At 66.4% G+C, this 20,010-nt stretch carries 23 protein-coding genes and 1 pseudogene; 16 read left to right on the top strand and 8 right to left on the bottom strand.

Translation table 11 applies throughout. The annotated features are described in order from the left end of the window. Positions 1–6: 6 nt before the first annotated feature. Both WKC72_RS22165 and WKC72_RS22160 read right to left on the bottom strand, forming a co-directional pair. Positions 7–1,272: a URC4/urg3 family protein gene (locus tag WKC72_RS22165; RefSeq protein ID WP_112298272.1), complete on the bottom strand. Its 1,266-nt coding sequence runs from the start codon at positions 1,270–1,272 to the stop codon at positions 7–9. Next, positions 1,269–2,540, bottom strand: a complete 1,272-nt coding sequence (locus WKC72_RS22160) for a GTP cyclohydrolase II (protein WP_112298273.1) — start codon at positions 2,538–2,540, stop codon at positions 1,269–1,271. Before WKC72_RS22160 ends, WKC72_RS22165 begins: the two co-directional genes overlap by 4 nt. 270 nt (positions 2,541–2,810) lie before the next feature. On the opposite strand from WKC72_RS22160, the gene WKC72_RS22155 reads away from it, so the two are divergent. Continuing rightward, positions 2,811–4,196, top strand: coding sequence for a DUF2252 domain-containing protein (locus tag WKC72_RS22155; protein ID WP_370179185.1), 1,386 nt, complete (start codon positions 2,811–2,813; stop codon positions 4,194–4,196). A gap of 242 nt (positions 4,197–4,438) precedes the next feature. On the opposite strand, the gene WKC72_RS22150 is transcribed toward WKC72_RS22155, so the two are convergent. After that, positions 4,439–4,732 (bottom strand): hypothetical protein, encoded by a 294-nt coding sequence (locus tag WKC72_RS22150; protein ID WP_370179183.1) that lies wholly within the window; start codon positions 4,730–4,732, stop codon positions 4,439–4,441. Between the two features lie 183 nt (positions 4,733–4,915). Here WKC72_RS22150 and WKC72_RS22145 point away from each other — a divergent pair, with 183 nt between their 5' ends. Further along, complete coding sequence (locus WKC72_RS22145) at positions 4,916–5,524, top strand: TetR/AcrR family transcriptional regulator (RefSeq protein WP_112298275.1); 609 nt, start codon at positions 4,916–4,918, stop codon at positions 5,522–5,524. A gap of 70 nt (positions 5,525–5,594) precedes the next feature. Here WKC72_RS22145 and WKC72_RS22140 read toward each other — a convergent pair whose 3' ends face one another. After that, the gene (locus WKC72_RS22140; RefSeq protein WP_052033254.1) at positions 5,595–6,389 is read right to left on the bottom strand and encodes an IclR family transcriptional regulator; all 795 of its coding nucleotides are present in this window, start codon (positions 6,387–6,389) and stop codon (positions 5,595–5,597) included. Positions 6,390–6,476: 87 nt separating this feature from the next. Here WKC72_RS22140 and WKC72_RS22135 point away from each other — a divergent pair, with 87 nt between their 5' ends. The 3 genes from WKC72_RS22135 to dmpG are packed head-to-tail and all read left to right on the top strand — an operon-like array spanning position 6,477 to position 9,267. Next, the gene (locus tag WKC72_RS22135) at positions 6,477–7,289 is read left to right on the top strand and encodes a 2-keto-4-pentenoate hydratase (protein WP_370179180.1); all 813 of its coding nucleotides are present in this window, start codon (positions 6,477–6,479) and stop codon (positions 7,287–7,289) included. Next, positions 7,286–8,257: an acetaldehyde dehydrogenase (acetylating) gene (locus WKC72_RS22130; protein WP_370179178.1), complete on the top strand. Its 972-nt coding sequence runs from the start codon at positions 7,286–7,288 to the stop codon at positions 8,255–8,257. The genes WKC72_RS22135 and WKC72_RS22130 overlap by 4 nt, the downstream gene beginning before the upstream one ends. Next, positions 8,254–9,267 carry a 4-hydroxy-2-oxovalerate aldolase gene (dmpG, locus tag WKC72_RS22125; RefSeq protein WP_370179176.1) on the top strand — a complete coding sequence of 338 codons (1,014 nt, stop codon included), beginning with the start codon at positions 8,254–8,256 and terminating at the stop codon, positions 9,265–9,267. The genes WKC72_RS22130 and dmpG overlap by 4 nt, the downstream gene beginning before the upstream one ends. 136 nt (positions 9,268–9,403) lie before the next feature. Here the strand turns inward: dmpG and WKC72_RS22120 are convergent, their stop codons facing one another. Next, entirely contained in the window at positions 9,404–9,781 is a 378-nt protein-coding gene (locus WKC72_RS22120) for a hypothetical protein (protein WP_370179174.1), read from the bottom strand. Beyond that, the gene (locus WKC72_RS22115) at positions 9,778–10,422 is read right to left on the bottom strand and encodes a TetR/AcrR family transcriptional regulator (protein ID WP_370179172.1); all 645 of its coding nucleotides are present in this window, start codon (positions 10,420–10,422) and stop codon (positions 9,778–9,780) included. Before WKC72_RS22115 ends, WKC72_RS22120 begins: the two co-directional genes overlap by 4 nt. Positions 10,423–10,556: 134 nt before the next feature. On the opposite strand from WKC72_RS22115, the gene WKC72_RS22110 reads away from it, so the two are divergent. From WKC72_RS22110 to WKC72_RS22080, 7 genes and pseudogenes are all read left to right on the top strand, one after another. Then, positions 10,557–12,191, top strand: a complete 1,635-nt coding sequence (locus WKC72_RS22110) for a bifunctional 3-(3-hydroxy-phenyl)propionate/3-hydroxycinnamic acid hydroxylase (protein ID WP_370179170.1) — start codon at positions 10,557–10,559, stop codon at positions 12,189–12,191. Further along, on the top strand, positions 12,188–13,042 hold the full coding sequence (locus tag WKC72_RS22105) for an alpha/beta fold hydrolase (RefSeq protein WP_370179168.1): 855 nt from the start codon (positions 12,188–12,190) through the stop codon (positions 13,040–13,042). The genes WKC72_RS22110 and WKC72_RS22105 overlap by 4 nt, the downstream gene beginning before the upstream one ends. 9 nt (positions 13,043–13,051) lie before the next feature. Then, positions 13,052–14,107, top strand: a complete 1,056-nt coding sequence (locus WKC72_RS22100; RefSeq protein ID WP_112298283.1) for a VOC family protein — start codon at positions 13,052–13,054, stop codon at positions 14,105–14,107. Positions 14,108–14,191: 84 nt separating this feature from the next. Beyond that, positions 14,192–14,923, top strand: a pseudogene (locus tag WKC72_RS22095) (amidohydrolase family protein); the annotation flags it as partial. Between the two features lie 70 nt (positions 14,924–14,993). Next, a complete protein-coding gene (locus tag WKC72_RS22090; RefSeq protein ID WP_370179165.1) occupies positions 14,994–15,278 on the top strand; it encodes an amidohydrolase family protein in 285 nt (94 codons plus the stop codon). Positions 15,279–15,328: 50 nt separating this feature from the next. Beyond that, positions 15,329–16,429 (top strand): calcium:proton antiporter, encoded by a 1,101-nt coding sequence (locus tag WKC72_RS22085; RefSeq protein WP_370179163.1) that lies wholly within the window; start codon positions 15,329–15,331, stop codon positions 16,427–16,429. A gap of 78 nt (positions 16,430–16,507) precedes the next feature. Then, positions 16,508–17,038: a hypothetical protein gene (locus WKC72_RS22080; RefSeq protein WP_255221529.1), complete on the top strand. Its 531-nt coding sequence runs from the start codon at positions 16,508–16,510 to the stop codon at positions 17,036–17,038. Between the two features lie 6 nt (positions 17,039–17,044). Here the strand turns inward: WKC72_RS22080 and WKC72_RS22075 are convergent, their stop codons facing one another. Then, positions 17,045–17,578 (bottom strand): PadR family transcriptional regulator, encoded by a 534-nt coding sequence (locus WKC72_RS22075; protein WP_370179160.1) that lies wholly within the window; start codon positions 17,576–17,578, stop codon positions 17,045–17,047. 103 nt (positions 17,579–17,681) lie between these two features. On the opposite strand from WKC72_RS22075, the gene WKC72_RS22070 reads away from it, so the two are divergent. Further along, positions 17,682–18,164 (top strand): DUF1707 domain-containing protein, encoded by a 483-nt coding sequence (locus tag WKC72_RS22070; RefSeq protein ID WP_370179158.1) that lies wholly within the window; start codon positions 17,682–17,684, stop codon positions 18,162–18,164. Positions 18,165–18,202: 38 nt separating this feature from the next. On the opposite strand, the gene WKC72_RS22065 is transcribed toward WKC72_RS22070, so the two are convergent. Then, positions 18,203–18,913 (bottom strand): tyrosine-protein phosphatase, encoded by a 711-nt coding sequence (locus WKC72_RS22065; protein ID WP_370179156.1) that lies wholly within the window; start codon positions 18,911–18,913, stop codon positions 18,203–18,205. Positions 18,914–19,129: 216 nt separating this feature from the next. Between WKC72_RS22065 and WKC72_RS22060 the strand changes: the two genes are divergently transcribed. The 3 genes from WKC72_RS22060 to WKC72_RS22050 all read left to right on the top strand — a co-directional run bounded on the left by WKC72_RS22060 (position 19,130) and on the right by WKC72_RS22050 (position 19,999). Next, a complete protein-coding gene (locus WKC72_RS22060; RefSeq protein ID WP_268790506.1) occupies positions 19,130–19,456 on the top strand; it encodes a hypothetical protein in 327 nt (108 codons plus the stop codon). Between the two features lie 94 nt (positions 19,457–19,550). Beyond that, positions 19,551–19,745 carry a hypothetical protein gene (locus WKC72_RS22055; protein WP_037233944.1) on the top strand — a complete coding sequence of 65 codons (195 nt, stop codon included), beginning with the start codon at positions 19,551–19,553 and terminating at the stop codon, positions 19,743–19,745. A gap of 5 nt (positions 19,746–19,750) precedes the next feature. Continuing rightward, positions 19,751–19,999, top strand: a complete 249-nt coding sequence (locus WKC72_RS22050) for a hypothetical protein (protein ID WP_037233947.1) — start codon at positions 19,751–19,753, stop codon at positions 19,997–19,999. The last annotated feature ends 11 nt before the right edge of the window (positions 20,000–20,010 follow it).

Genomic DNA, 20,010 nt, shown 5'->3' with positions numbered 1-20,010 from the left:
TTCGTTCTAGAAGACCGTGCCGTCGCTGACGACGACCAGCGGCGGCAGCCCGCCGCGCGAGCGCTGTGCCAGCGCACGGCCCGCCGCCCAGGTGCCGCCTTCCAGGACGCAGGCCAGCGGCATCGCCCGGGAATCCACGCCCAGGCGCGCGCGCACCTGCGGGGCCAGTTCGTCCAGGAGTGCAACCGTCAACGCCCGCCACTCGACTACCAATTCGTCGCCGGCCGTCCAGCTTTGCGCAGCCCAGGCCCGATCGTGCAGGCGGAGCACGCCGGTGTCGAGAAGCAGGCCGCCGTTCCGGTACTCGGGCAGGCCGGTCAGCGCATCCACCCCGACCACCCGAACGCCGGCCCACTGGAAGGGCTCCAGCAACGAATAGCACAGCCACTGCGACAGTTTGTGAAACGGCATCCAGCCCTGGGTCAAGCCGGGACCGGCCACCGCGTCATGGCGCCAGCAGTCGCCCAACGGCTCGGCACCGATGGCGTTGCCCGCAGGCCAGATGCCCGACAGCGACGTCAGGAGCTGCGACAGGATGTCGTGGGCCGCGACCGTCGCCGTGGCCGCACCCTGCGGGGCGACCAGCAGGTCGAACAGGCCACCCGGCCTGCCCTGCGAGCCGAACACGTCGGGCCGTGCGCCGAGCACCTCACCCAGCCGTCGCAGGAGCAGCACGCGACCTTCGAGTCCCACCAGCGGATTGGACGGGCCGGCCTGGAACACCTCGGCCAGCCGGTTCGCATCCAGGCCGCGCAGTCCGGCCGCATCTACCTGAAGCGGGTGTGCCGCGTCGCTCGAGAACAGGCCGCCGAGAAACGCGTGCCAGCTCGCGACGCCCAGGCCCTCGGAACGGGCGAAGCTCTGCCCGCTGGCTGCCTCGTCGTAATGCCAGTCGGGACCGGCGCCTGCATCGAGCAGCACGCTGACCACGGCCAGGTCGATCATGGCGCGAGCGCGGACCGGCGCGTCCAGCGCAGCCAGCCGTGTGTCCAGCTCGGCCTTGCGGTCTACGCCGCCGGCTTCGAAATGGCGCCAGCGGCTGTGGTACGGGATCTTCAGGTCCGGATAGCGGGCACGCGTGACGTCGGCAACCTCGGCCGCGGCCGAGTGCAACGCGTCGTCGTCGACGGCGAACCAGAGTGAATCGCCCTCGCGCGCACGGGACAGCAGCTGTCGTGCGCGCTCCCGCACAGCCGACGTGGTACGCAGAGCCGCGGCCGCACCCTCCGCCCGCCCGGTGTCCAGGTCGGGACGGACGCCGATCACGCTCATCCGTCCAACTCCCGGCCCTTGACCTTCGCCAGTTCGTCCGCGTCCGGCACCGCGCCCGGCGTGAAGTAGCCGGCCGCCATCTTGGCGTCGATCTCCACGCGCGCGTCGGCCGGGATCAGATCCGCGGGGAGGTCCACCCTCTCCACGACCTCGATACCCGAGCCGGTGATGGCGTCGTACTTCATATTGCTCATCGAGACCAGGCGGTGGATCTTTCTGACGCCCAGCCAATGCAGAACGTCGGGCATCATTTCCTGGAAGCGCATGTCCTGCACGCCGGCCACGCATTCGGTGCGGGCGAAGTACTGATCGGCCGTGTCGCCGCCCACCTGGCGCTTCCGCGCGTTGTAGACCAGGAACTTGGTCACTTCGCCGAGCGCACGGCCCTCCTTGCGGGAGTACGCCACCAAGCCGACACCACCACGCTGCGCACCCTGGATGCACTCCTCGATCGCATGCGTGAGGTACGGGCGGCAGGTACAGATGTCGGAGCCGAACACGTCCGACCCGTTGCATTCGTCGTGTACGCGTGCGGTCAGCTCCACGCCAGGATCGGCCAGGTCACGCGCGTCGCCGAAGATGTACACGGTCTGACCCCCGATCGGGGGCAGGAACACCTCGAGGTCCGAGCGCGTCACGAGCTCGGGGTACATGCCGCCGGTCTCCTCGAACAGCACGCGGCGCAGATCCGTCTCGCTGCAGTGAAAGCGCTCCGCCACACCCGGCAGGTGCCAGACGGGTTCGATCGCCGCCTTGGTGACCAGCGCAGCACCACTGGGCAGCAGGAAGCGGCCGTCCGGATGCAGACGACCTTTCTGGATAGCCTCCATGACCTCCGGCAGGATCACGTGCGCCTTGGTCACCGCGATGCTGGGGCGGATGTCGTGACCGGCCGCCAGTTCGGCGGCGAAGACCTCGGCCACCGTGGCGCCCCACGGGTCCAGGCTCACGATCTTGCCGGGCTCGCTCCACTGCGGATACGGGCCGATGATGTTGGTGGGCGCGGTATTGGTGAGGTCGGCCTTGTGGTGGCGCGACAGCGCGCCCGACGCCACCGCCAGTGCCCGGTAGATGCTGTACGAGCCGCTGTGCGTTCCGATCACGTTGCGGTGGGCGCGGTTGGTGGTGGTGCCGACCACCGGACCGCGCTCGGACGCCGTGGGTGCGCCCCAGTGGATCGGCAGGGCTCCGACACCGCCGCTGTGTGAGGTCAATCGGATGTGGCCGCCGGCGGACTCGGGGGTGGCGGCGACGGATTCAGCGGACATGGCGTTCCTCCGTTAAGGAAGGCCCGGCGGCACGGCATGCCGCCGGGACGTGTCTCCAGCGCCGGATGCTGCCGACCACCGGAAACCGAAGCATAACCACTCGGCCGCCACAATGTCGTGTGGCGGAGACGGCGACCCGTCCTGGCGATACGGCAGCACGATGGATCCGGCTCGCGAGGCCCATTCTTCGCAGGTAGCGACGGCAGACGCGCGCGATGGGATGGCGCCGACGAGCGGATAGCCGCGAGGACCTGGGATAGTGTCGCCGTGGTGACGAAGAATCGAGCGCGAGCCGTCGACCTGCGAACCCCGATCGAGGCGGACGACGTCTTCGCGTGTGGCGACGCGTTGCGGGCCACTGTGCCGTCGAGTGCGCACGAGAGCGCCGCGGCCGGCGCAGGACGGCCGGATGTGCTCGAATTCGTCGAGACCAGCAATCAGGGACGGCTGGCAAATCTGATCCCGCTGCGAATCGGCCGGATGATCGCCTCCCCGTTCGCCTTCTTCCGCGGCGCCGCCGGCCTGATGGCGGCCGACCTCGCCACCTCTCCGGTTACCGGATTGACAGCGCAGCTGTGCGGTGACGCCCATGCTGCCAACTTCGGCCTGTATGGGACGCCGGACGGTCAGATCGTCATGGACATCAATGATTTCGACGAGACAGTCCCCGGCCCGTGGGAATGGGATCTCAAGCGCCTCGCAGCAAGCCTGGTCCTCGCCGGACGCGAGGGCGGTGTGTCCGAAAACGGCTGCATCGAGGCCGCCGAAGACGCCGTCAAATCGTATCGACGCACCATCCGCGATCTCGCCGAACTGCCATTCCTTCAGTCCTGGAATGCGTTGCCGGACAAATCGGTGCTCGAGCGGGCAAAGGCCGACGCGCTGCTCGACGACTTCGACAAGGCTGCGCAGAAAGCACGACGTAATACGAGCGAGAAGGTGGCGGAGAAATGGACCGCCCACCTCGAAGATCACGATACCGGGATCCGCCGACGACGGTTCATCGACGACCCGCCGATCCTCACCCACGTCGATCGCGCCACCGCCGATGCCGTGACCGATGGTCTGGAACGGTATGTCGAGTCACTGCGCGAGTCTCGCAGGAACCTGATCACCCGATTCGCCGTGTCCGACGTCGCGTTCCGGATCGTCGGAACCGGCAGCGTGGGTCTGCGCAGCTATATAGCCCTGCTGCACGGTAATCGGGACGAAGTGCTCGTACTTCAACTGAAGCAGGCCCGGCCGTCCGCACTATCGGCGTATCTACCTGTCGACGAGCCGAAACACGAGGGCAAGCGGATCGTGCACGGCGCCCGGCTGGTGCAGGCGGAATCAGACATTCTGCTGGGCTGGACGACCATCGACGGCCTCCCTTACATCGTGCGGCAGTTCCGAAACCTCAAAGGGGACATCGATCCAACCGGTCTGGAACAAGACCATCTCGACGACTACGGCCGGCTCGCCGGCGCCCTGCTCGCGCGTGCACACACCCGCTCGCTCGATCCGCGGGCGCTCGCCGGCTACTTCGCCAGCGACACGGACCTGGACGAGGTGATCGGACGGTATGCCGTCAGCTACGCCGATCAGACCGAATCCGACCACGCAACGCTGGTCGCCGCGGTGAAATCGGGGCGGATCGCAGCAGAGCCGGCCTGACCCGGCACGGCGGAATTGCCCAGTGCGGAACGTGTAGCCAAGGGGTGGCGAGCCGAGAAAGGTCGCCACTCCCCCGAGATACGAGGCGCGGTTGCACCTCGTATCCACCCGAGCCGGAATGCCTCGGATGCGTGAGTGTGAGTGGCGACCTCTTTCGTCGCAACCAGAACATACCTCGCTCCCCCGACACGAATTGTCACCCGTGAGGCCAGCGGTGCGAGTGAGAGCCTCCGCTCGCGCCGCTACAGGCGTTCACAGGGCTCGGCAGCTGCCGACCGCCCGCGCCGCCAGCTCATCCACCGGACGGACACGGCAAGCACACGCGGTACGACGAGATACACCGCGGTGGGAACGACTACACCGGTGAGCGACAGGGCCCGCAGCCACGTCGGCCAGGCGGCCGTGATCGGGCCCGACAAGGCCATAACGGTCATGCCCAACGTGACGAGCGGGAATATCGACACCCAGGTGGCGACCACCCGCACGTGGATGGACGGAGGCGGCGCCGGCACGAGATCCCGAGCAAGCCGGTTCACCCGTACAGGCCTGTACCTCGTAGTCGTCGGAGCGAGATGTTCCACCACCGCGGATGCGAGAACGAGAGATTCCATCCTGAGGCAACCCTTCCCAAAACTCCAACTATTCAGTTGCACTTTGACCGTAGAGCCCGAGGCGGCAGATTGCAACCAAACAGTTGGAGTCTGTCGTAGGATGCAGCCGTGGCGTGGGATACCGAACGAACCAAGAAGCTCCTCATCCAGGCCGGAGTTACCGAATTCAGCTCGTTCGGCCTGGCCGGTGCCCGTGTCGATCGGATCGCCGACACAGCAGGAGTGAACAAAGAGCGCATCTACCAGTACTTCGGCAAGAAGGAGGCGTTCTTCAGCGCGGTCCTCGAACACGAACTGGCAACCACGCTGGCCGCTGTCGAACTCTCCGGTCACGGGGTTCCCGCCATCGCAGACTATGCCGGTCGCCGATTCGACTACCAACGCGAGCACCCCACTTTCACGCGGCTGCTGTTCTGGGAAGGACTCGAGCTCGAGGCACCTGTCGCGGAAGCATCACGACAGAAGCACGCTCGAGCGTTAGTCGCCAGCGCACGGGAAGCGGTCCCCGAACTGTCCGAGAGCGATGCACAGGAATTGCTCATCACTGTGATCACGCTCGTCGACGGATGGGTAGCTCTCCAGACCGCAGACCGGCTGTTCTCGACACCCCTTCCGCGTGGTCGCGACCGGGACTCGCGCCGACGCGACTTCATCGTCCTGACAGTCGAGGCCGCGACCCAGGCCGCACTCACCCGAGCCCAGTCGGCCCGGACATAGCCGTCGCGTCATCTCTGCGAGGGTCAGGTATCGGCGCGGGCGAAAGCCAGCAAAAGCGGCCATCGGCGCTTCATGCTCGACGGTCTCGATCACCACCCTCGGTGAGTGCACGGGTAATGCTCAGGGCGGTCGTATGCACAGCGGGACCGACTCGTCGGATGTCGACCTTGCCGATCCACCCGGACGCGGAGACGGCCGCCACCGGCGGACCGTCGTCGACGCGAACGGCGCTGGCAACGCATGCGACGCCCGGCGCCGACTCCTCGTGCTCGTAGGCGATGCCGCTCGAAGCGATCCGCCGCAACTGCCGCACCAGCGGCCCGGGCGCGGTGATGGTGCGTGGACCGACCCGGACCAAGCCGGCTGCCAGCACGTCGCCGATCACCTGAGGCGATGCTCCCGCGAGCAGGGCCTTACCCACCCCGGTGGCGTGCGCGGGGAGACGACCACCCACGCCGGACGGCAGCCACGGTGCGTCCCGCCCCGGCAGGATCTCGACGTAGACCACCTCGGTGCCGTCGAGGATCGCCAGATGCACGGTCTGCCGTGTCGCCTCCCGCAGGTCGGCGAGGAACGGCAACGCCACCTCGCGGACCGACCGGCGACGAGAGGCCCGCTCGCCTAGCTCGAACAGCCGAAGGCCCAGCCCCACCTTGACACCCCGGCGTTCGAGAAACCCGACGCCTTCCATCTCCTTCACCAGCCGCGACACCGTCGCCTTCGGTATCCCGGTCCGCCGGGTCAACTCGTTGACGCCCAGCGCCGTGTCGGTGGGACCGAAGGCGGCGAGCAGATCCGACATTCGCCGGACCACCGATGTCGGCTCGTCACCCCGTTCCACAGTGTTCCGTTCTACGGGACTCATTCGTTGAGTATCACCATCCGGCCCGGCACAGTACAACCAACAACGCACCCAACATCCATCTCGAACCAGCCCACCGTGAGGTCATCGATGCCAACCACCACGCCCGAAGCCCTGTCGAATTCGTCGATCGTGGCCGCAGCCGACCGACTTGCGGCCGCAACCGCGGGTCCGTGCGCACCCGTGCGAGATCTACTGGGAGTCACCGATATCGACGCCGCCTACGCCGTCCAGCAGCGGTTGACCGACCTCCGCGTCGCCGCCGGCGGCACCATCACCGGACGGAAGATTGGCCTGACCTCCCCCGCCGTGCAACAGCAACTCGGAGTGGACCAACCGGATTTCGGTGTGCTGTTCGCCGACATGGACGTCACCGGCCTACCCGAGGTCCCGAGCGGCCGGTTGCTGCAACCGAAGGCCGAGGCCGAAATCGCCTTCGAACTCGGTGCCGACCTCGTCGACGGCGACCTCGGCCTCGCCCAGGTGCGCGCCGCCGTCGCCCGCGCCGCAGCAGCCCTCGAGATCGTCGATTCCCGCATCGCCGACTGGGACATCACCATCACCGACACCGTCGCCGACAACGGCTCCTCCGGACTCTACGTCCTCGGCGAAAGCTGGCTCACCCTAGACGAATTCGAACCCCGCGAGGTATCCATGCGCCTGTTCTCCGGCGAGGAATTGGTGTCCGAGGGCACCGGCGCCGCCTGCCTCGGCGACCCCCTCGAAGCCCTCGCCTGGCTCGCCCGCACGGCCCGCGACTACGGCCACCCCCTGCGCGCCGGGCAGGTCATCCTCTCCGGTGCCCTCGGCCCGATGGTCCCCACTCCACCCGGAACGGTCATCCGCGCCGAACTGTCCACCCTCGGCACCGTGACCGCCGCCTTCTCGAAGGACAACGCATGACACACACCCACAAGATCAAAGTCGCGATCATCGGATCCGGGAACATCGGCACCGACCTGATGATCAAGGTCCTGCGCAACTCCGACAGCCTCGAGATGGGCGCGATGGTCGGTATCGACCCGACTTCAGACGGCCTCGCCCGCGCCGCCCGCCTGAATGTGCCCACCACCGCCGACGGCGTGCACGGCCTCATCGCCCTCGACTGCTTCGACGACATCGACATCGTCTTCGACGCCACCTCCGCCAAGGCCCATCAGGCCAACGCCGCAGCGCTGGCCCCCTACGGCAAGAAGCTCGTCGACCTCACCCCCGCCGCGATCGGCCCGTTCGTCGTGCCCCCGGTCAACCTCGACGAGCACCTCGACTCCGGCGTCGACAACGTCAACATGGTCACCTGCGGCGGCCAGGCCACCATCCCCATGGTCGCCGCCATCTCCCGGATCACCCCCGTCGCCTACGCCGAGATCGTCGCGTCCATCGCCTCCAAATCCGCCGGACCCGGCACCCGCGCGAACATCGACGAGTTCACCGAAACCACCTCGCACGCCGTCGAACAGGTCGGCGGCGCCGCCCGCGGCAAGGCCGTCATCATCCTCAACCCCGCCGAACCACCCCTGCTGATGCGCGACACCGTCCTCGCGCTGATCGGCGACGCCGACCACGACGCGATCCGCGGCTCCGTCGCGGAGATGGCCGCCCGGGTCGCCGAGTACGTCCCCGGCTACCGGCTCAAGCAGGACGTCCAGTTCACCCCGATCCCCGACGGCGAACCCGTGCACACCCTGCTGCCCGCCGGCGGCGGCCCGGTCACCACCAAGGTGTCGGTCTTCCTCGAAGTCGAGGGCGCCGCGCACTACCTGCCCGCCTATGCCGGCAACCTCGACATCATGACCTCCGCGGCCCTGCGCACCGCCGAGTCCATCGCCCGGCGCATCCAGACCACGATCCCCGCGGAGGCACACCAGTGACCGACACCCAGCTCTACATCCAGGACGTCACCCTCCGCGACGGCATGCACGCCGTCCGGCACCGCACCACCCCCACCGACGTCGGCCACATCGTCGCCGCTCTCGACGCGGCCGGTGTCGACGCCATCGAAGTCGCCCACGGCGACGGACTGGCCGGCGGCTCGCTCAACTACGGTCCCGGCAGCCACACCGACTGGGAATGGATCGAGGCCGCCGCCGACAACCTGAACCACGCCACCCTGACCACGCTGCTGCTGCCCGGTATCGGCACCATCGCCGAACTCGAACACGCCTACCAGCTCGGTGTCCGCTCCATCCGCATCGCGACGCACTGCACCGAGGCGGACGTGTCCGCCCAGCACATCGCCAAGGCCCGTGAGCTCGGCATGGACGTCTCCGGATTCTTGATGATGAGTCACATGAGCACCGCCGACGACCTGGCCAAGCAGGCGAAGTTGATGGAATCGTATGGGGCGCACTGCGTCTACGTCACCGACTCCGGTGGCCGCCTGACCATGGACGGGGTCCGCGACCGGGTTCGCGCCTACCGGAACATCCTCGACCCCGCCACCCAGATCGGCATCCACGCCCACGAGAACCTGTCACTCTCGGTGGCCAACAGCGTCGTCGCCGTCGAGGAGGGCGTCACCCGCGTCGACGCATCCCTCGCCGGGCACGGCGCCGGCGCCGGCAACTGCCCACTCGAGGCATTCGTCGCCGTCGCCAACCTCCAGGACTGGAAACACAACTGCGACCTGTTCGCCCTCCAAGACGCCGCCGACGACCTCGTCCGGCCCCTGCAGGACCGGCCCGTGCGCGTGGACCGGGAAACCCTCACCCTGGGCTACGCCGGTGTCTACTCCAGCTTCCTCCGCCACGCCGAAACCGCCGCCAAGCAGTACGGCATCGACGTCCGCACCATTCTCCTCGAAGTCGGCAAACGCCGACTCGTCGGCGGACAGGAAGACATGATCACCGACATCGCGCTCGATCTCAGGTCCGAGGACTGAACAGCTCGAAGCGCAAGTGAACGGGCGACCGCTGGGTAGTTCTCGGCCCGGCGGTACGCCCCGCCCTTCCAACTCGTCTTCGGGCGATCAACGTAAATGCTATGAACAATTCAACCAAGCTCGAGCGTTCGTAACTCTACTGTGTCACAGCGCTATCCACCTGTCCGCGGGTGCGATGCCTGGGTTGAACTGCGGCGCGGCTGTCCAACTCCACCCAGGTCGGCTCGAAATCATTGTGGCCGAGGCATTTTCCCTGGGCATTCGATACCAACACCACACCATCTGCGTTGAGTTCGTCGAAGACCCGTCCGATCTCGCCCCAGACCCGTCGATGTCGGGCAGGAGCACTCAGGAGAGGATCCCGGTTGCGATTTCCGAGCGGTGCATGAGGTCGATCGCCGATGCCGGTGACCAGTCCGGGGTGGCCAACCCCCGCGGTGAGGCCGCGGTCGTCGAGCATCCGACGATAGGCGGGTGGCATCAAATGCCGGTGGGTGTCGATGCGAGCGGTCACGAATGCTCCTGGGTCGATTTCCGGTTGCCGGCCCGAAGCCCGGTGAGTGCGTCGAAGACGAGCGAGGCGTGCAGTTCGAACAGAGCGAGGAGGTCCACGGTGTCACCGCCGATCTCCTTGGCGATGAACAGACCGTCTGCCGATGCCACGGCATACGTCGTCAACAGGTGAACGGAGGCGCCGTCCAATTCGGGTGCGAACTCCCGGACCGTGTCCGCTATTCGCCGGGTGGCTTCGTCGCGGACTTCGAGGAACATCGTTCGGGCGCGTGGTTCGGTCGGACGACGCTCGAGTGCCAGCATCAGTCCGAGCCGTAGGAAATCGGGAGAATCGAGCAGCGCCTTGGCGATGTGGATCGACATCGCCGTGATGCACTCACGAGGCGTCCCCTCGGCCGGCAGGGTGACCGCTTCGAGCCAACTGGCGAAGGAACGCTCGATCACCGCCGCGATCAGATCGTCCTTGTCCTTGAAGTGCCAGTAGATCGAACTGGCGGGCAAACCACACGAGGCACTGACGAGTGCGATCGAGGTTCCGTCGTATCCACGTTCGCTGGCGACCTCGACAGCCGCGTCCAGAATGCGGCGCCGCGATTCTTCGCCGTTCGAACGTGTACGTCGCGGTTTCCGGCCCTCGGGCATTCGTAACCTCCACAGGTTGTGTCTTGACTCTCAACGTATCCCATCTTACTGTAGCGATCAATACATATTGTAGTGACCACTACATTAAGTAGTGGCAGCGGTGGAGATACTCCACCCGGCGAGAGGTCCTCGAAGTGCCCGACACGACATACGACGTAGCCGTCATCGGCTACGGACCTACTGGTGTGACCGCCGCGAACCTATTGGGAATGAACGGATTACGCGTTCTGGTCATCGAGCGTGACCCGAACATCTACGGGCGCGCCAGAGCAATTTCCACAGACGAAGAAGTGCTGCGGATTTGGCAACAGGTAGGCCTGGCCGACCGCCTGAACGTTGAGATGCTGCCGGGTAAGCCGGTCAACTTCGTCGATTCCCACGGTAAACCGTTCGTCCGCATAGCCCCGGTCTCGCGCGGCGCGGGGCACCCGCCCCAGCAGTTCATCTATCAGCCGGCCGTGGAGAAGACACTTCGCAGCGGTGTCGAGCGGTTCCCCAATGTCGAGCTATTACTCGAACACGAGTGCCTGCGGGTGGTCCAGGACGGCACCGGCGTGCAGCTCATGCTCGCCGACCTGACGACGGACGTGTTCACGCGCGTTCGGGCGTCGTATGTGATCGCGGCTGACGGGGGGTCGAGCCCGACTCGCGGGCAGCTGGGCATCGGATTCGAAGGACAAACCTACGAGGACCGATGGGTGGTCATCGACACCAAGGTGCTCCAGGAGTGGCCGGGCCACGACTCGTTACGTTTCCACTGCGACCCGGCCCAGCCCACTGTCGACTGCCCCACGCCCCTCGGTCATCACCGCTGGGAATACCCGGTTCCCACCGGCGCCGACGAGAAGGAACTGGTCGCCCACGATGCCATCTGGGCGGTCCTCGAACAGCAGGGCATCACGAACACCCAGGTCGAGATCCTGCGCGCGGTCGTCTACAGCCACCACGTGCGGTTCGCCGACCGGTGGCGCGTCGGGCGGATATTTCTCGCAGGAGACGCCGCACACGTGATGCCACCCTGGATCGGGCAGGGAATGTCGGCGGGGGTGCGCGACGCGGCGAACCTGTGTTGGAAGCTGGCAGCCGTCGTCACCGGGTCGTTGCCCGAGGCGGTCCTCGATTCCTACCACATCGAACGCATGCCGCACGTCCGCGAAGTGACCCGCAGAGCCGTGAAGACCGGCAACATCATCACCGAACGCCGCCCTGCGATCTCTGCCCTGCGCAATCACGGTCTGCGACTGGCAACCAAGGTGCCGGCAGTGAACAACTGGCTCCGTGACAGTCGCTGGATCCCGGCAGCGTTCTACCCCGAGGGGTTTCTCGCAACGTCGCCGACAACCAGGCTGCCCGGTCGCGGCGGCACTCGCGCCATCGGCCATCAAATTCCGCAACCGTGGGTCCTGGACGAGAAAGGCGAGCGGGAACGGCTCGACGACGTCCTCGCTGGACAGTGGGCAATCCTTCGGGCTGGAAGCTCGGAGGGCACCGCCTCCTGGACGGCGGCCGGTGTCCCCGTGCTCGACATCCTGCCGGCCGGGGCGTACGCGCGAGAAGGGGCGATCGTCGACGCCGACGATGTCCTCATCGACTGGATCCGCGGCAAGAACGCCACCGTGCTCGCGATTCGACCCGACGGATTCGTCTACGCGGCAGGCGGACCCGACACCGGTCTCGCTCGAGCGCCACAGGGCCTCGATCTGCACGTATCCCCCGTGACCGTCCCGACGATCGACTCATTCGACCACCTACCTCGGAGGACCAAGTGACCACCTCGACCATGACCGAGAAGACAGTGCACGTCGGCGGTAAGGACATCTTCTACGCCGAGACCGGAGAGGGTCCGGTCGTGGTGCTCCTCCACGGCGGCGGACCCGGCGCGTCCGGCGTGTCGAACTACTCGCGCAACATCGACGCACTCGCCTCGTCGTTCCGCGTCATCGTTCCCGATCTGCCAGGATACGGGCGGTCGACGAAAGGCGTCGATCAGAGCGATCCGTTCGGCTACCTCGCCGATGCGATCCGCGACCTGCTCGACGACATCGGTGTCGACAAGGCCCATCTGCTCGGCAACTCCTACGGCGGTGCGTGCGCGTTGCGGCTCGCGCTGGACACCCCGGGCCGCGTCGGCCGCATGGTGCTCATGGGACCCGGCGGTATCGGTACCACCCGCGGCTTGCCGACGCCCGGCCTCAGATCGCTGCTGGCCTACTACGGCGGGGACGGACCGTCGCGGGACAAGCTCGAGTCGTTCATCCGCGACTACCTGGTATTCGACGGCGCAGCCGTTCCCAACGCGGTGATAGATCAGCGTTTCCAGTCGAGCATCGACCCTGCTGTGGTCGCCGACCCCCCTTTGCGACGCCCGTCCGGCCGCAATGCGCTCGGGACCCTGTGGCGCATGGACTTCACCCGCGACAAGCGACTGTCGTCGCTGCAGACCCCGACCCTCGTGGTGTGGGGCGCCGCAGACAAGGTGAACAGACCGTCCGGCGGCCGCATGCTCGCCGACACCATGCCGAACTGCGACCTGCTGCAGGTCTCGAACGCCGGCCACTGGGTCCAGTGGGAACGTGCCGAGTTCTTCAACGACGTCACCCGCACCTTCCTGTCGGCCTGAGGACACCAGATGAGCACACACACGCTGAACAGTGAAGACACGGCCGCCGACGATGCGGTCGTCGGCCCGTCCGTCTTCGGCAACGTCCAACTCGGGTACATCGTCATCGAGACCCGCAAGTTCGCCGACTGGAGACGCTTCGGGGCCGAAGCCATCGGCATGCACGTCGACGACTTGGACACCGGACGCATCCGATTCCGCATGGACGACCACGAGTGCCGCTTCCTGCTGCAGTACGGCCCCGCCGAGGACGTCACCGCCATCGGCTGGCAGATCGACGACCACGAGACGTTCGACCGCATCGTGGCGAGGGTCGTCGCGAACGGAGTCCCCATCGATGAGGGCACTGCCGACGAAGCCGCGCTTCGCGGAGTGGAACGGCTGCTGCGTTTTCCGGGCCCCAAAGGGATCATCCAGGAGATCTTCACCCGAGCACTGATCAGTGCGACGCCTCTCGTGATGAAGAATCACGCCTTCGTCACCGGTGCCGGTGGCATGGGACACGTGGCGATCACATCGAAGGAGCCGTACAAGCTGCGCGGCTACTACGACACCGTCTTCGATGCTCGCCTGACGGACTACATCGACGAGACCATCAGCGGTCTGACGCTCGAGATTCGATTCCTGCGGGTCAACGAACGACACCATTCGATCGCGATCGCGAACGTCCGGGGCATGAAGATCAACCCGATCCGCACGCGAATCCAGCATCTCAACATTCAGGTGGCCGAGCTCGACGACATGATCCAGTCATTCGAGCGGGTGAAGAAACTGGGCTTCGGGATGGCCCTCGGTGTCGGTCAGCACACGAACGACCGTGAACTCTCGTATTACGCCCAGACCCCGTCGGGGTTCGAATGGGAGGTCGGCTGGAATCCCCTCGTCATCGATGAGAACACGTGGGAGCCCGCAACGCATCAGGGCATCAGCATCTGGGGCCACTCACGCTCGGGGCAGACCGTGATCGACAAGCTGGCACAGTTCAAGGCCGCCGTTCACTGGGCCGGCGTGGCAGAAGAGACCGTCCCCGCCCTCAGCGGGAACGGAATACCCGACTACCAGTAGTCCTCCGGATCCTTTCGAGGGAATCCGTCAACGGTGTGGCGACACGACACAAGGAGCTCAGTGAACAACAACAACGGTGCGACGATGACGCGGCGAGGGCTTCTCGGTGCGACCGCCGCTGTGGGAGCGGTGCTGGCAGTGGGGCGAACAGCCTCCGCGGCGCCAGCGGTGGATGCCCAACTGCCCGCTGGTAACTACCGCATCGATCTGCATGCGCATTTTCTGCCACCCGAGTATCGGTCCGCGCTGTTGTCGCACGGGTACGTCACCATCGGCGGATACCCGACACCCACCTGGTCACCAGAAGCGGCACTCGACTTCATGGACCGATACGGCATCGGCGCCCAAGCACTGTCCGTCTCCGATCCGGGGGTTTCTTTCCTACGCGGCAGGGAAGCCAACGACCTGGCCCGCTACTGCAACACCTATGCCGCGAATCTGTTCCAACAGCACCCCACACGATTCGGTGCGTTCGCGGTGCTGCCCATGCCCGACGTCGCCGCGTCGATCGCCGAAGCCGAATATGCTTTGGACACATTGCACCTCGACGGTGTCGTGTTGCTGTCCGCGTACGACGGAATCTATCTCGGCGATCCGCGCTTCGATCCGTTGATGGCAGTCCTGAACGCCCGCGGCGCCTACGTGTTCGTCCACCCCGCATCCGTTCCCGGGGATGCGAAACCGGAGTCGCCGATACCGGATTTCGTCGAGGAGTTCACCTTCGACACCACTCGTGCGGCGACGTTGACGATCGCGACCGAAACGCTGACGCGTTTCCCAGAACATTCGCTTCCAGCTCGCACATGCCGGCGGCACATTGCCGTTCCTGTCGCACCGCATCGGTCTCGCCGCGCAGACTCCGATCGCAGACCTCTGGCCCGCGGGCGTGCAACGGCTGTCGGTTCTGGACGTGAAGAACCGCGTCAACCGATTCTTCTACGACACCGCACTGAGTCCCGCTCCACCGTCGATGACCAGTGTCCTGGCAGTGACATCGAAGGACCACGTCGTCTTCAGCTCGGACTGGCCGTTCAGCCAGGTCACGCTCCTCGAGTCCGGTGACCCTCAGCCAGAGTTGAGCGAGACATTCTCGGCAGCGGATCGCGTGGAGATCGAACGAACGAATCCGCTTCGCGAACTGCCCAGACTGTCCGCGGTGCTGGGCGGCTGAAACTCGGCATTGCCGTGCACGTCAGCGGACCGAGCTGGCAAGGTCTAATCATGGCGTTCGGGTGGCGGTCGGTCACTGCGGAGTGGCCGCTGCTGATTCCACCGGTCTCCGTTGCGGTGTTGGGCGTGACCTGGGGCCGAGACATCGGCACGGTTCTGGCGCTCGTCGTAGCGGTGGTGCTGGTCGGTGCAGTGCTGGCTGCTGTTCATCACGCCGAAGTGGTTGCACACAGGGTCGGCGAGCCGTTCGGATCGTTGATTCTCGCTGTCGCCGTCACCGTCATCGAGGTCGGATTGATCGTGACGTTGATGATCTCCGGTGGCCCGGCGACGGCCTCGCTTGCCCGCGACACGGTGTTCGCGGCGGTGATGCTCACAGTCAACGGCATCATGGGGTTGTCGCTGTTCGTCGGCTCGCGAAGATACGGGGTCGCGCTGTTCAACGCGGAGGGTACCGGCGCCGCACTGGCGACGGTGGCGTCACTGGCCACCTTGAGCCTGGTGCTGCCGACCTTCACCACGAGTCGGCCCGGTCCCGAATTTTCTTCGGCACAATTGATATTCGCCGCAGTGGCCTCGCTGGTTCTGTACGGGATGTTCGTCCTCACCCAGACCGGACCGCATCGACACTTCTTCCTGCCCGTCATCGCCGATGAACCGGTGGACGCCGATGGCCGGAACGCCGCACCCCCGACAGGCAGGATGGCGGGAATGAGCCTCGCCCTGCTGGTACTGGCGTTGTGCGCCGTCGTGGGATTGGCGAAGGTCGAGTCCCCTGCGATCGAGGACGCGGTCGAGGACGCCGGATTGCCACAATCCATCGTCGGCGTGGTCATCGCGCTGCTCGTGCTTCTGCCGGAAACCCTCGCCGCGGTGCGGGCGGCGCAGAGAAACCGGATCCAGATCAGCTTGAATCTGGCCCTGGGATCGGCGATGGCCAGCATCGGTTTGACCATCCCGGCCATTGCCGTCGCCTCGATCTGGCTGGACGGCCCACTTCTGCTCGGACTCGGTCCCACTCAGGTCGTGCTACTCGCCATCACCGTGGTGGTGGGCATGCTGACGGTGGTCCCCGGGCGTGCCACCCGCCTCCAAGGCGGCGTCCACTTGGTGCTGCTGGCTGCTTACGTGTTCCTCTCCGTCAACCCCTGACCATCGCCCGGCGCCTCACCGCTCACGGAGACGTCACCAGCGAGCCTCCCCGAAATGCGTTCGGGTAAGTTTCCGCGCATGAGAACCGCATCGTGGGTCAGCGCGGCGGCTGCGGTGCTGTTCGGTGCCACCACCGCCGCAGCGTGGCGGAAGGCAACCCTCGCCGAACAGGCCAGACACGAGGCCGAGGCCGCGCTGGACGCGGCGCTCGACCAAGTCGCCGCGTTGACCCGGATCGCCGAAGCCGCGCAGCGAGCATTCCCACAGCCGCAGCACGTCGAGTTCGACGTCCAGCGCATCCGTGGACCCGTCGACCGATTCCGGCTCCGCAACGTGGGAACCGGTACCGCCACCGACGTGCGGTTCATCGTCGATCCCGCCGAGGAGCAGAACCGCCGGATTCCCACGCCGCAATGGCTGCAGGAAGAACCCGTGACGTTGCTGCCGAAGGAATGGGCCGAATTCGCCGCGAGCGCGTTGTCTCCTGTCGGCGGCTCGTGGCGAATAGTGTTTCCGGCGTTCGTCACCGTGATCTGCAACGAAGCCGGTGCGCCGCAACTGGTGGACCTGCCGACGACTGTCGGTGCCGAAGACGGTGTGATCGGCTGACAGTCCTCAGAGACCTGTCTGCCCCTGACCCAGACGGTTCCCGACACGATCGAACCATTCGAGTACCGCACGTTCGTACACGATCCCGAAGTCGAGTGTGGCCAGCGCGAATCGGTTGGAACCGTGCGCTGCGGCGTCACGCTCGTATTCGGCGAGCTGGCGCTCGTGCGCTGCGCGGTGTGAGTCCAGCATCGCGGCCAACCGCTCGGGCGGAAGGTGCGCGCCGAACGCGACGGTGAGCAGCATCGGATAGCGAATGTTCTCCGGGCCGGGGTCGCGCTCGATCCAGTCCGCGAACGCCTGGCGACCATCCTCGGTGAGCGTGTAGGGCTTGCGCTCTCGGGCGCCCCGTTCCCCCGCCTCGATCAACCCGGCACGCTCCATCGCGGCGAGTTCCCGATACACCTGGCTGGTCGTGATCGACCAGAACTTGCCGATGCGTTCCTGCGCGGTCACCACCAGATCCCATCCCGTTTTGGATCCCTCGTGCAGGAACCCGAGGAGCGATGCCGCAGTGGCATTGAGGGGGCGTTCGGCCATGGCACGGTCCTTCGCGCAGTCGGGGGTTGACATTCCACTGTGGCATATCGATCATGGTAGTAGCGACATTCCATAGTGGAATGTCATCGCCGAGGAGGGTCCGATGCAGGACGCGGACAACATCCGAATATCCGATTCCGAACGCGAACAGGTCGTCGGTGAACTCGGGCGGCACCTCACCGCCGGGCGACTGACCATCGGCGAGTTCGACCAGCGGGTGGCACAGGTGTATCGGTCGACCACCCAGCAGCAGGCGCATGAGGTGTTACGTGATCTTCCGTCGGCACCCTCCGCGGTCGCCACCGCGCGGCCCGCGGCACCGACGATCCGCCCCGCGCGTCGTCTCATCCCGGGTCACCAGCGGATCGAGTGGCTCGCCTGGCTCGCCGCCGGAGGAATCAACATCGTGATCTGGGGCATCGTCTCGCTCGCGACCGGCGTCATGATCTACCCGTGGCCGGTCTGGGTGATAGGCCCGTGGGGCTTGGTGCTGCTGGGCAGGACACTGCTCGGCCGCGAGGGCGGCTGCAGCAGAATCACCGGTGCTCCGCACGACGACCGGACGAGAGTCGCCGTGAGTCGCTGAGTCCCGCGGAAGAACGGCGGTGCGCCCGGGTCCGTCGGTCACCCGGTGAAACGCGCGATCCAGAGCCGGATCGTCTCGTCGGTGGCACCGTGCGACCGCAGCCACGCGTGCATGCCACCCGGGTGGGTGTCCCAGCGGGCGAGGACACCCTCGATGGCTTCGGGGACCGCACCCCGCAGATCGCGGTCGCTGGGATGCGCCCGGCCGAGTTCGGGAGCGAAGCGGGTAATGCGGGCCACGACGGCGTCCATGTGCTGGTTGGTCGATTCGTAGTCGGCGACGATGTCGTCGGGCTCGACTCCGGCCGTGCGCAGCAGCAACGCCACCGCGACCCCGGTGCGGTCCTTACCTGCCGCGCAGTGCAGCAACACCGGGCCGGGGGCGGTGGCCGCCACCTGCAGGACGTCCACGAGACGCTCCCCCGCATTGTTCAGAATCCCGAGATAGACGTCGGCGAGCCGGTCACCCTGGTTCGGCGCGGCGACCTCGGCATCGGACAGCAGCGAGATCCGGTGCACGGCGGTCTTCTCAGACCGCAGCGGATGCTCGCGGGTCGCGAATTCCTGGGGACTGCGCAGGTCGACGACGGTGCGGGCCGGCCACTCCTCGACCGTGGTCGGTCGGGCATCGCCGGGCGCGGGCAGAGCGCTGCGGTAGAGCACCCCGGCCCGGGTCCGTCGCCCCTCGGTGAGCGGAAGCCCGCCGAGGTCGCGCAGGTTGGGGAGGACATCGAGGTCCGTGACGGTCATAGGAGCTTCCTTCCGAGGCGAGAGGCCGTGACCAGGCAGAACGGCCCGTGTCCCCGCCGGACGAGGGCCGCGGGGACCAGAAGATAGGTATACCCCCCGGTGATTCGGCCGATGCGCCATCTCCCCGCAGTCGGCGATGATGTGACCTGTCTCATACTCACGAACCGGGGTCGCCCGTTGGTCCGACGCCGCCACTGACGGAGGGTGCTCGCACCGATGAATGCAGAACCGATTACCTGCGGTGACTACGTCACGGCAACCTTCGCGCGCGACTTCGTCGCCGAGGGTTTCGACCACGACGCCGTCGAACGCATCCACAGCGGTCTGTTCGACGAGTGGAGTCATGCCCTTGCTCAATCGGGTCTGTTCACCAACAGAACCGTCGCGGCGGCGCTGCACTCCTGGCAGGACGATCCGCACTCCCTCCTCGACGCCCTGCTCGCGAACGCGGACGAGATGACCCTCAAGCGCTACGACCTCGTCTGGGAGGCACTGGAGCGCGCCCACGTCGGTTCGGCCGAGCCTGTCGCCGAATACGCATGACGCTGCCGCCGACAGCAGTGGCGCCGCGAAGTCCGCCCCGGCCGTTCAACCCCACTTTCACAGACACCGCCGACCACACCGACGAACGAGAGCAATGAGCACCAACACGTATCCCACCATCGAAACCATCCGCATCGGGCAGTCCGGTCACGAATGCCGCTACTGCGGGCACACCGTCGCCAAGGACGGTCCGGGCTACCGGCACACCACCACCGGTCAGTACCGCTGCGATCCCGCCAGCCGAGCATTGAACGAATCCCGGCTGTCCAACAGCATGGTTCGGAGCTGAGCACGATGAACGTGCAGACGATGCCGGTGAGCGAGGCCCCCGAGGGGCTCGGCCGGTTCCGCGACGCGGTCGATGCGCTGCACGCGTTCGACAGTCCCGGCCACCGGACCGACCCTCACACGGCACTGCTGTTCGACAGTCTCGTCGATGATCTGATCGAAGCAGCCCAGACGGCCGCGGGCGACACGGTTCCACAGCGCGACATCTTCGCCGTGATCGACACCGCGATCTCTCGCACACGCCCGTCACTCTGAATCTGCGCCAC

Source organism: Rhodococcus wratislaviensis (assembly GCF_041228765.1).
Classification (GTDB): Bacteria; Actinomycetota; Actinomycetes; order Mycobacteriales; family Mycobacteriaceae; genus Rhodococcus_F; species Rhodococcus_F wratislaviensis.
Note: the sequence above shows the minus strand (reverse complement) of the source record. Positions and strands in the feature narration are given on the sequence as shown.

What these genes read in the sequence shown, in the direction of transcription:
- WKC72_RS22165 (WP_112298272.1), bottom strand. Translation starts at nt 1,272, where the DNA reads ATGAGCGTGATCGGCGTCCGTCCCGACCTGGACACCGGGCGGGCGGAG.
- WKC72_RS22160 (WP_112298273.1), bottom strand. Translation starts at nt 2,540, where the DNA reads ATGTCCGCTGAATCCGTCGCCGCCACCCCCGAGTCCGCCGGCGGCCAC.
- WKC72_RS22140 (WP_052033254.1), bottom strand. Translation starts at nt 6,389, where the DNA reads ATGAGTCCCGTAGAACGGAACACTGTGGAACGGGGTGACGAGCCGACA.
- WKC72_RS22135 (WP_370179180.1), top strand. Translation starts at nt 6,477, where the DNA reads ATGCCAACCACCACGCCCGAAGCCCTGTCGAATTCGTCGATCGTGGCC.
- WKC72_RS22130 (WP_370179178.1), top strand. Translation starts at nt 7,286, where the DNA reads ATGACACACACCCACAAGATCAAAGTCGCGATCATCGGATCCGGGAAC.
- WKC72_RS22115 (WP_370179172.1), bottom strand. Translation starts at nt 10,422, where the DNA reads ATGCCCGAGGGCCGGAAACCGCGACGTACACGTTCGAACGGCGAAGAA.
- WKC72_RS22100 (WP_112298283.1), top strand. Translation starts at nt 13,052, where the DNA reads ATGAGCACACACACGCTGAACAGTGAAGACACGGCCGCCGACGATGCG.
- WKC72_RS22085 (WP_370179163.1), top strand. Translation starts at nt 15,329, where the DNA reads ATGGCGTTCGGGTGGCGGTCGGTCACTGCGGAGTGGCCGCTGCTGATT.
- WKC72_RS22080 (WP_255221529.1), top strand. Translation starts at nt 16,508, where the DNA reads ATGAGAACCGCATCGTGGGTCAGCGCGGCGGCTGCGGTGCTGTTCGGT.
- WKC72_RS22075 (WP_370179160.1), bottom strand. Translation starts at nt 17,578, where the DNA reads ATGGCCGAACGCCCCCTCAATGCCACTGCGGCATCGCTCCTCGGGTTC.
- WKC72_RS22070 (WP_370179158.1), top strand. Translation starts at nt 17,682, where the DNA reads ATGCAGGACGCGGACAACATCCGAATATCCGATTCCGAACGCGAACAG.
- WKC72_RS22065 (WP_370179156.1), bottom strand. Translation starts at nt 18,913, where the DNA reads ATGACCGTCACGGACCTCGATGTCCTCCCCAACCTGCGCGACCTCGGC.
- WKC72_RS22060 (WP_268790506.1), top strand. Translation starts at nt 19,130, where the DNA reads ATGAATGCAGAACCGATTACCTGCGGTGACTACGTCACGGCAACCTTC.
- WKC72_RS22055 (WP_037233944.1), top strand. Translation starts at nt 19,551, where the DNA reads ATGAGCACCAACACGTATCCCACCATCGAAACCATCCGCATCGGGCAG.
- WKC72_RS22050 (WP_037233947.1), top strand. Translation starts at nt 19,751, where the DNA reads ATGAACGTGCAGACGATGCCGGTGAGCGAGGCCCCCGAGGGGCTCGGC.